The 8,790-nt window shown below is 68.8% G+C and carries 7 protein-coding genes and 1 pseudogene; 2 read left to right on the top strand and 6 right to left on the bottom strand.

Features of this window, described 5'->3' with window-relative positions; all coding sequences use genetic code 11:
• Positions 1-24 precede the first annotated feature (24 nt).
• From AB839_RS20645 to AB839_RS20620, 6 genes and pseudogenes are all read right to left on the bottom strand, one after another.
• Complete coding sequence (locus tag AB839_RS20645) at positions 25-1,026, bottom strand: VacJ family lipoprotein (RefSeq protein ID WP_061480754.1); 1,002 nt, start codon at positions 1,024-1,026, stop codon at positions 25-27.
• A gap of 1 nt (position 1,027) precedes the next feature.
• A complete protein-coding gene (locus AB839_RS20640; protein ID WP_049417176.1) occupies positions 1,028-1,339 on the bottom strand; it encodes an STAS domain-containing protein in 312 nt (103 codons plus the stop codon).
• Entirely contained in the window at positions 1,329-1,991 is a 663-nt protein-coding gene (locus AB839_RS20635) for an ABC transporter substrate-binding protein (RefSeq protein ID WP_061480753.1), read from the bottom strand. The genes AB839_RS20640 and AB839_RS20635 overlap by 11 nt, the downstream gene beginning before the upstream one ends.
• 56 nt (positions 1,992-2,047) lie before the next feature.
• Positions 2,048-2,512, bottom strand: a pseudogene (gene mlaD, locus AB839_RS20630) (outer membrane lipid asymmetry maintenance protein MlaD); the annotation flags it as partial.
• Between the two features lie 59 nt (positions 2,513-2,571).
• Positions 2,572-3,321, bottom strand: a complete 750-nt coding sequence (locus AB839_RS20625) for an MlaE family lipid ABC transporter permease subunit (protein WP_005414955.1) — start codon at positions 3,319-3,321, stop codon at positions 2,572-2,574.
• Positions 3,321-4,109: an ATP-binding cassette domain-containing protein gene (locus tag AB839_RS20620; protein ID WP_061480752.1), complete on the bottom strand. Its 789-nt coding sequence runs from the start codon at positions 4,107-4,109 to the stop codon at positions 3,321-3,323. The genes AB839_RS20625 and AB839_RS20620 overlap by 1 nt, the downstream gene beginning before the upstream one ends.
• Before the next feature lie 192 nt (positions 4,110-4,301).
• On the opposite strand from AB839_RS20620, the gene recC reads away from it, so the two are divergent.
• A complete protein-coding gene (gene recC, locus AB839_RS20615) occupies positions 4,302-7,646 on the top strand; it encodes an exodeoxyribonuclease V subunit gamma (protein WP_061480751.1) in 3,345 nt (1,114 codons plus the stop codon).
• Positions 7,643-8,790 (top strand): UvrD-helicase domain-containing protein (locus AB839_RS20610; protein ID WP_156476706.1); only part of this gene is annotated, 1,148 nt, incomplete at its 3' end. The genes recC and AB839_RS20610, both read left to right, overlap by 4 nt.

The following is an 8,790-nucleotide window of genomic DNA, read 5'->3' as shown; positions in this document are numbered from 1 at the left end:
TTTTTCATGCACGGGTTGCAGCGATCAGTTGCTCCAGTTCGGCATCGGCATCGCATCCACGGGGATCGGCGAATTGGCATCGTCATGGCCGCGGTCGCGCTTGCTGCGCAGGTCGTTCTCGATCTGGTAGTTGCGGCGCTGCATCCACGCATCGCGCACCAGCGAGTACTCGTCCACGGCGGTGTCGCGCAGATCATCGATCGCCAGCAGCTGTGCGCGGGTGTCGACCAGCTGCAGGCCCTGCAGGCCGATGCGGACCTTGTCTTCCTCGATGCGGCGGATCGGCGACAACGGGATGTCACCGGCCAGGCCGAACACATCGCGCACGGTACGCGGGCCGAAGAACGGCAGTTCCACGTAGCGCGAACGACGCCAGCCCCAGGCACCCAGGGTCTGGCCGAAATCTTCATTGCGACGCGGCACCATCGCCTTGCTGGCCGGATCGAACAGGCCACCGATGCCCAGCGTGCTGTTCATCAGGAAGCGGCCGAGGCTGTCCCACGCATCGGCACCGCGGCCCTGCAGCAGCTGGTTGGTGATGGTCACCGGTGCGCGCAGGTTGCTGAAGAAGTTGCTGACGCCGGTACGCGCGAAACGCGGCACCACATGGGTATAGGCCGTGGCCAGCGGGCGGGCGATGCCACGGTCGACCGCGTTGTTGAACTTGTGCACCTTGCGGTTGAACGGTTCCCACGGGTCATAGGCGGCCGCACTGCCGGTGTTGCTGGCACCACCGTACAGGGCATCGAAATCATCATCACCGCCCGGTGCAGTGGCCGCGGCGGTCTTGGCCGTATCGGCATCGGCACTGGTTGCGGGCGGGGTCGGCGCCGCAGCGGTGGCGATCGGCGGGCTGTCCACCGGGGCCACCTCGGTCACGCCGGTGTCGGCGGGCGCCGCTTCGGCGGGAGCGCCGGCCGCGACCACGGTGCTGGCGACCGGTGCGTCGCTGCGCGCGGGCTTGCCGGCACAGGCGGTCAGCGCGGTGGCCAGGAGTATCAGGGGGAAAGTGCGTACGACGTTCATGTCAGCTCGCAGCAGAAGTAGCGTTGAAGTCCAGGTCGGGCGACAGCCGGTAGGCCGCGCTCAGCTCGTTGAAGCCGGCCGGCGCGCCGGAAATGGCCAGCGCATGGCCCGCCTTGCGTGCCCGGGAGGCCAGTTCGGCCAGCAGGGCCAGGCCGGCGCTGTCCACGCGCTCGACCTCGCCCAGCTCCAGCCGCGCCAGCTTGGCTGGCAGGGCCTGCAGTTGCGGCCACAGTGCAATCACCGCGGCACGGTCGAGCACCCCGCGCAGGCGCAGGGTGTCGCCTTCCAGCAGCGCCAGTGCGTTACTTGCCATTGCCCGCCGGCCCGGCCTGCATGCTGCCGCTGTGCAGCTCGCTGGCCACCTGCTTGATGCCCTTCTGGCGCAAGGGCGTATCGAACTGGTTGCGGAAGGTCTGCACGTAGGAAATGCCTTCGATGTTGACGTCGAAGATCTTCCACTGGCCGTTCACGTTGCGCATCCAGTACTCGACCGGGGTCGGTTCGTTGCCGGCGCGCACCAGTTCGGTGCTGACGCGCACGCCACGGTTGCCCGGCAGCGGGCTTTCACCCTTCAGGCGGAAGCTCGGCTTGCCCTGGATGTTGAGCAGGGTCGAACCGTAGCGCTGCATCAGGCTGTCGGCCATCGCATCGGCGAACAGTTTGATGTCGGCGTCGGAGGCGCCGCGGGCGTGCGGGCCCAGCACCAGGCGTGCCGCATAGTCGCGGTCAAAGGTGCGGTTCAGTTCGCTGTCGATGTAGCTGCGCAGGCTGGCCGGATTGCTGCTGAACTCGCTGCGGCGCTGCTGCAGCGTGGTGAGAATGCGCGTGCTGGCATCGATCACCACCTTGCCGGCCTGGCCCTGCGCTGCGGCAGCGGCGGGGGCGGCGGCCTGGGCCTGGGCAAGGAACGGGGTGGCCATCAGCAGCGCCGAGGCGAGCAGGGCGGGGATCAGTTTCATTTTCATGGTTGCGGTTCCGTTGCAGGCGCCTGCGCGCCATCGTTGGGCTTCTGAGCAGCGCCGCCACCGGCGCCGCCACTGAACATGTACTTGCCGACCAGCTGGATCAGGTCCACCGCCGGCTGGGTGAAGACGATCTCGTCACCGGCCTTGAGCACGTCCGGGTCACCGCCCGGCTGCAGACCGATATAGCTCTCGCCGAGCAAACCACTGGTGAAGATGCCCGCCGAGGTGTCCGCCGGCAGGTCCTTGACCTTGCTGTCCATGCGCAGGGTCACGATGGATTCGAACTTCACCGGATCCAGGTCGATCGAGGCGACCTGGCCGACGGTGACGCCGCCGATCTTCACCGGCGCCTGCTTGCGCAGCTGGCCGACCTGGGAGAAGCGCGCCTTCAGCTCGTAGCCCTGGCTGCCCCAGCTCCAGCGCTGGTTGGTCGAGGCCACGGCCAGCACCATCAGCGAGGCCAGGGCCAGCAGCAGGAATGCGCCAACAGAGAATTCGAGTCTGGGACCGCGGATGGCCATGTGGATTACCTGATCGAGTCGTGGTGGCCGCGCGCGCCTGCGCACCGCCGGTGGAGGGGTTAGGTGAACAACATTGCCGACAGCACGAAGTTGAACATCAGCACCAGCAGCGAGGCATTGACCACCGCACGGGTGGTCGCCACCGAGGTGCCCTCGATGGTCGGCTCGGCGTGGAAACCAACATAGGCGGCGACCAGCGCTGCGGTGCCGCCGAAGATCGCCGACTTCAGCATCGCCACGCCGAAGTCATCCCAGAAATCGACGCTGTTGCGCAGTGCCGACCAGAACACGCCATTGTCCAGGCCCAGCACATGCACCGCTTCGAAGTAGCTGGCGCTGATCGCCAGCGAGCAGAAGATGCCGGTCAGCAGTGGCACGGTCAGCACCGCCGCCCAGAAGCGCGGCGCGACGGCTTTGGCCACCGGGTCGATCGCCATCAGCTCAAGTGCCTTGATCTGGTCGGTGGCGCGCATCAGGCCCAGTTCGGCGGCGATCGAGCTGCCGGCGCGGCCGATGAACAGCAGCGCGGTCAGCACCGGCGCCAGTTCCCGGTACAGCGACAGGCCGAGCAGGGTCGACAGCGCGTCGGCCGCACCGAAGGTGGTCAGCGTGCGGTAGCCCTGCAGAGTCAGCACCAGGCCGACGAAGGCACCACCGACGGCGATGATCGGCAGCGAGCGTGCGCCGATCTTGTAGATCTCGCGGGTCAGCTCGGCCAGGAAATCACGGGTCGGCAGCGAACCACGCAGCACGGTCAGCGAGAACAGGCCGGCGCGACCCAGCGAGCGGGTGGCTTGGACGAACGGCATCAGGCGACCCTCGCGCGCGGCGCGGCATCGAACGGAATGGGGCCATCGGGCTGGCCGTGCAGGAACTGCCGCAGCAGCGGGTCCTGGCTGGACTGCAGCGCCTCGGGCGTGCCCTGGAACACGATGCCGCCATTGGCGATGGCGATCACCTGGTCGCAGATCGGCAGGGTCTCGTGCACGTGGTGGCTGACAATGATGCTGGTCAGGCCCAGGCTGTGGTTGAGGCGCTGGATCAGGCTCATGATCACGCCGGAGGCGATCGGGTCCAGCCCGGTCAGCGGCTCGTCGTAGATCATCAGTGGCGGATCCAGTGCCAGCGCGCGGGCCAGCGCGACGCGGCGCGCCATGCCGCCGGACAGTTCGCGCGGCCAGGCATCGGCAGCGGCCAGCAGACCCACGGCATGCAGCTTCATTTCCACCAGGCGGCGCAGCACGGCGGTCGGCAGGCGGGTATGCGCGCGCAGCGGCAGCGCGACGTTTTCGGCGACGGTCAGATCGGTCAGCAGGCCGTTGCCCTGCAGCAGAACACCCACGCTCTTGCGCATTTCCAGCAGCGCGCCGCTGTCATGCGGGATCGGCTTGCCGAACAGGGTGACCTCGCCGGCGACCGGACGCAGTTCGCCGGTCAGTGCCGCCAGCAGGGTGGACTTGCCACTGCCGGACGGGCCCAGCACGGCCGTGATGCTGCCCTTGGGCACCTGCAGCGACACGTCGCGCAGGATCGTGCGCCCGCTCCGGTCGATGCGGACGTTGGATAACTGCACCAGACTGGAGGTGGAAGCCGACATGGGCACCATTAACGTTTTTTAGACATCGAAGGATCGGGCCCATCGGCTGAACATAAGCAGACTGGACGGTCCAGTATTGTGGCACGGCATGACCCTTGCCAGGCCGGGACAATCGGCTGGCAGCGCGGAACAATCCGTACCGGCGATGGGCGGGCCATTGAATACTGCCTGCCGTGCTGCACACTGTGCACGATGAGTGACCCGGGCAGCGATTTCCGCCTCTACCATTCCAACTCCCTGGACGTGCTGGCTGCGCTGCTGGCGCGCAACGTGCGTGAGCCTGTTCCGGGCCAGCCGTTGCTCGCGCCGGAGGTGGTGCTGATCCCGCAGGTGGCGATGCGGCGTTGGCTGCAAGCGACACTCGCTGCCGAATATGGCGTGGCCGCCAACCTCGAGTTCCTGACCCCGGGCGAGTTCGTTGCCCGTGCACTCAATGCCAATGTGCCGGGCGAACGCGACGACCTGGACGCGGCGGGCCTGCACTGGAAGCTGTACCAGGCACTGCGCGACCCGGCGCTGCTGGCGCAGCCACCGATGCGCGCGCTGCAGTCCTATCTTGCCGGCGGCGACGCCCTGAAGCCGTGGGCACTGGCCGGTGAACTGGCGTCGGTGTTCGAGAAGTACCAGGCCTGGCGCCGCGACTGGTTGCTGCGCTGGGAGGCCGGCGCCGACCCGGCTGACCCGCAGGCGATCCTCTGGCGCACCATCGCCCATGGCCGCGACTACCGCGCGCGCCGCATCCAGGCGTACCTGGATCGCTTCGAGGGCGCCGGCCAGCCGCTGCCACAGGGCCTGCCACCGCGCATGTCCGCGTTCGCGACGCTCAACATCTCGCCCGACGTGCTGCGGGTGATGGCCACCCAGGCGCGGGTGGGCGAGCTGCACTTCTATATGCCCACTCCGGTGCAGTCGTACTGGGGTGACCTGCAGACGCTGGCCGAGCGCCTGCGCAGCGGGGCACCCGATCCCTTCGGTGAAGCGGCTGGTGAGAACCGCCTGCTGGAAGCCTGGGGTGCGGCCGGCCGCGACTTCATGGCGGTGCTGGGCAGCTACGAGGTGGTGCACCCGGCCGGCGAGATTGCCGCGTATTCGGATCCGGAGGAAGACACCCGGCCGACCCTGGACGAAGGCGGCCTGTCCGACAGCCTGCTGCATCGCCTGCAGCGCGATCTGTTCCACCGCCGCGCACTGCCCTCGGGCGAGCTGCGCGATGGGCTGCGCAGCGACGACCCCAGCCTGCAGGTGCATGCCTGCCACACCCGGCTGCGCGAGCTACAGGTGCTGCACGACCAGTTGCGCAGCCTGCTGCAGGACCCGCGCTTCGACCCGCCGCTGCAGGCGCGCGAGATCGCGGTGCTGGCGCCGGACATCGATCCCTATGTGCCGTACCTGGAGGCGGTGTTCGGCGGCCGCGGCGGCGAGGAGGAGCATATTCCCTACGCGCTGGCCGACAGCAGCCCACTGGCAGGAGAGCCGCTGGCCGATGTGTTCGTGCACCTGCTGGGCCTGCCGGTCTCGCGTTTCGGCCTGAACGAGGTGCTGGACCTGCTCGCCAGCGCGCCGCTGGCCGAAGCGGCCGGGCTGGAAGCAGTGGACTTCGATCGCCTGCATGGCTGGCTGCAGCAGGCCGGCGCACGCTGGGGCCTGGATGCGAAGCACCGCAACCAGCACCAGGCGCCGGCCGACGACGCCTACACCTGGCAGTTCGCACTGGACCGCCTGGTGCTCGGTCACGCCACCGGCAGCGAGGCGGACCTGGCCGGCGTGGCGCCGTGGATCGACCTGGAAGGCGGCGCGCTGGAAGCACTGGACCGGCTGCTGCGGCTGCTGCGCGTGCTGGCGGTCTACCAGCGTCGCCTCGGCGAGCTGCTGACCCCGGCGCAGTGGCGGCAACGGCTGCTGTCGCTGCTGGACGCGCTGCTGCCGACCGCGCCCAGCTCGCCCAACAGCCAGCGTGCCCTCGAGCGCCTGCGCAAGCTGCTGAATCAGTTCGCCGACGATGCCGCCAAGGCCGGGTTCGAAGACGGCGTGCCGCCTGAGGTGGTGCGTTCGCACTTCGCCGGTGTACTGGGTGAGGCCGATACGCGCGCGCCGCTGCTGACCGGTGGCATCAGTTTCGGCCGCATGGTGCCGATGCGCCTGCTGCCGTTCCGGGTGATCTGCGTGCTCGGTCTCAATGATGGCGATTTCCCGCGTCGTGACCCGGCCGCGGGCCTCAACCAGCTCACCGCCGAGCTGGACACGCCACGCCGCCGCCCGGGCGATCGCTCCACCCGCGAAGACGACCGCTTCCTGTTCCTGCAGCTGTTCGCCGCCGCGCAGGAGGTGTTCTACCTCAGCTACCTCGGCGCCGATCCACGCGATGGCAGCGTGCGTGAGCCGTCGGTGCTGGTCAGTGAACTGATCGATGCCGCCGCCGCGTATCACCTCGATCCGCCTGCGGCGGTCCGCGACTTTACCGTGCGCCATGCACTGCAGCCGTTCTCACCGGCGGCGTTCGGAGAGGGGGATCCACGCCGCTTCAGCTATCGGCGGCAATGGCATCCCGCTGCCGGCCGCCTCACCGGCCAGCGTGGGGGCCTGCAGCCGTGGTTCGATGCCCCGCTGCCGCCGCCGCCCGACGATGCCGTGGAAGACGAGCTCGCGCTCGACACCCTGCGCCGCTTCCTGTGCGACCCGGCCGGGCAGTTCCTCGCACAGTCGATGGGCCTGCGCCTGGCCGACGATGCCGGGGAAGTTGATGACCTGGAACCGCTGGTGCTGTCATCGCGCGGCCCGGAAAAGCGCAGCGTGCAGGCGGCGGTGGTGCGCGCCACGCTCAGTGGCGATACCGAACCGTTGTACCCGCGGCTGCGCGCGCGTGGCCTGCTGCCGTCCGGTCCATTGGGCCAGCGCCAGTTCGAGGTGGAGCAGTTGAAGACTCGCCCGTATGCCAGTGCGTTGCTGGGCTGGATGCAGGGCGAGCCGCTGGAAAGCCGTCGCTACGAAGTGGACATCGATGGCGTGCGCCTGCACGGCCGCGTGGCCGATCGGCATCCCGAAGGCCTGGTGCGGCTGCGTGCTGGCACGCTCAATGGCAATGTAGTGATCCGCCAGGGCCTGGACTGGCTGCTGGCCAACGCCGCCGGCGACGCACTGCCCCTTGTGCAGTTCCACGATGGTGGCGACGCCGGTCCCGGCCCGCATGTACTGCCGGCACTGAGCGCGCCTGCTGCACGCGCGGCGCTGCGCGCGCTGCTGCAGTTGCGCCAGCGCGGCCTGCGTGAGCCGCTGCGCTTTGCCCCGTATACGGGCTGGGCGCTGTACAACGCGCCGGCAGAGAAACAGCGCAGCGAGGGCTGGAAGCAGTGGCACGGCAGCGACCGCAGCTGGGGTGAATCCAGCAGCGACGCCTGGCAGCTGCTGCTGCGGGGTGCCGACCCGTTCGCCTCCGATGCCAGTTATGCCGACCTGCTGCGCAACAGCCAGGTGGTCTTCAGCGCGGTGCGCGAAGGCCGCACCCTCGGCGCCGCAACGCGCCAGGAGGGCAGCGCATGAGCCCCGCCTTCATCGATGAGCGAGCCCAGTGCATGGCGGTCGATCCCTATCTGGCCCTGCCGCTGGATGGCATCCGCCTGATCGAAGCCAGCGCCGGTACCGGCAAGACCTTCACCCTGGCTACGCTGTTTACCCGCCTGGTGGTAGAGCAGGGCCTGCGCATCGGACAGATCCTGGCGGTGACCTTCACCGATGCGGCTACCCAGGAACTGCGCAAGCGCATCCGCGAGCGCCTGGCGCTGGCGGCGCGACTGGTCGATCTGGAAGCGGTCGAAGGCGAAGCACCGGACGTGCGGCTGACCCGCGAGGTGCTGCAGCGCCATCTGCAGGGAGGTACCGAGCGCGCCGCCGCACTGAAGCGCCGCCTGCAGGTCGCCGCCGATGAGATCGACCTTGCGTCCATCTTCACCATCCATGGCTTCTGCACCCGCGTGCTGCGCGAGCATGCGCTGGAGAGCGGCCACACCTTTGATCCGCCGGAGCTGCTGGCCAGCGACCGTGAGTTGCTGGAAGCGCTCGCGGCCGACCTGTGGCGGGTACATGCCAATGACCCGGCCACGCTGGAACCGCTGACCTGGCTGTGGTCCACCCCGGACGCACTGGCCGCCGATCTGCGCGCGCTGCTGGCCGCGCCGCCGCTGCACCCGTTGCCACAGGCGGTGGCGCTGCCCGATCCGCAGGCCGCCCTGCAGAGTGTTGCCGAAGAGCTGTCCGCAAGCGTGCGCGAGCATGGCGAGCAGTTCTTCATCGACCTCTGCGATGCGGTCGACAACAAATGGATCAACGGCGTGTCGTACAAGCTGGGCTGGCTGCACCCGCTGGGCCGGCAACTGCTGGGCTGGGCCGAGCGCGCCGACCCGCGCGAGCTGCTGACCAGCGAGCGCCTGCCGGCACTGCTGCCGGAGGCGCTGGCAGCCAAGACCAACAAGAAATTCGCCGAGCGCACGCCATCGTCGCCATTGCAGGCGCCGTTGGCCCGCTATGTCGCGCTTCTGGCCGAACGCGATGCCTGGCTGCGTGCCACCGCATTGAACTTCCTGCACGTGCTTCGCGACGAAGCCAGACAGCGCCTGCAGGCGCTGAAGCGCACCCGCCGGGTGCAGACCTACGACGATCTGATCGATGGCGTGGCACTGGCCCTGGA

Origin of the sequence: Stenotrophomonas sp. DDT-1 (genome assembly GCF_001580555.1) — a bacterium.
GTDB classification, from domain to species: Bacteria; Pseudomonadota; Gammaproteobacteria; order Xanthomonadales; family Xanthomonadaceae; genus Stenotrophomonas; species Stenotrophomonas sepilia.
Note: the sequence above shows the minus strand (reverse complement) of the source record. Positions and strands in the feature narration are given on the sequence as shown.

What these genes read in the sequence shown, in the direction of transcription:
- AB839_RS20645 (WP_061480754.1), bottom strand. Translation starts at nt 1,026, where the DNA reads ATGAACGTCGTACGCACTTTCCCCCTGATACTCCTGGCCACCGCGCTG.
- AB839_RS20625 (WP_005414955.1), bottom strand. Translation starts at nt 3,321, where the DNA reads ATGCCGTTCGTCCAAGCCACCCGCTCGCTGGGTCGCGCCGGCCTGTTC.
- AB839_RS20635 (WP_061480753.1), bottom strand. Translation starts at nt 1,991, where the DNA reads ATGAAAATGAAACTGATCCCCGCCCTGCTCGCCTCGGCGCTGCTGATG.
- recC (WP_061480751.1), top strand. Translation starts at nt 4,302, where the DNA reads ATGAGTGACCCGGGCAGCGATTTCCGCCTCTACCATTCCAACTCCCTG.
- AB839_RS20620 (WP_061480752.1), bottom strand. Translation starts at nt 4,109, where the DNA reads ATGTCGGCTTCCACCTCCAGTCTGGTGCAGTTATCCAACGTCCGCATC.
- AB839_RS20640 (WP_049417176.1), bottom strand. Translation starts at nt 1,339, where the DNA reads ATGGCAAGTAACGCACTGGCGCTGCTGGAAGGCGACACCCTGCGCCTG.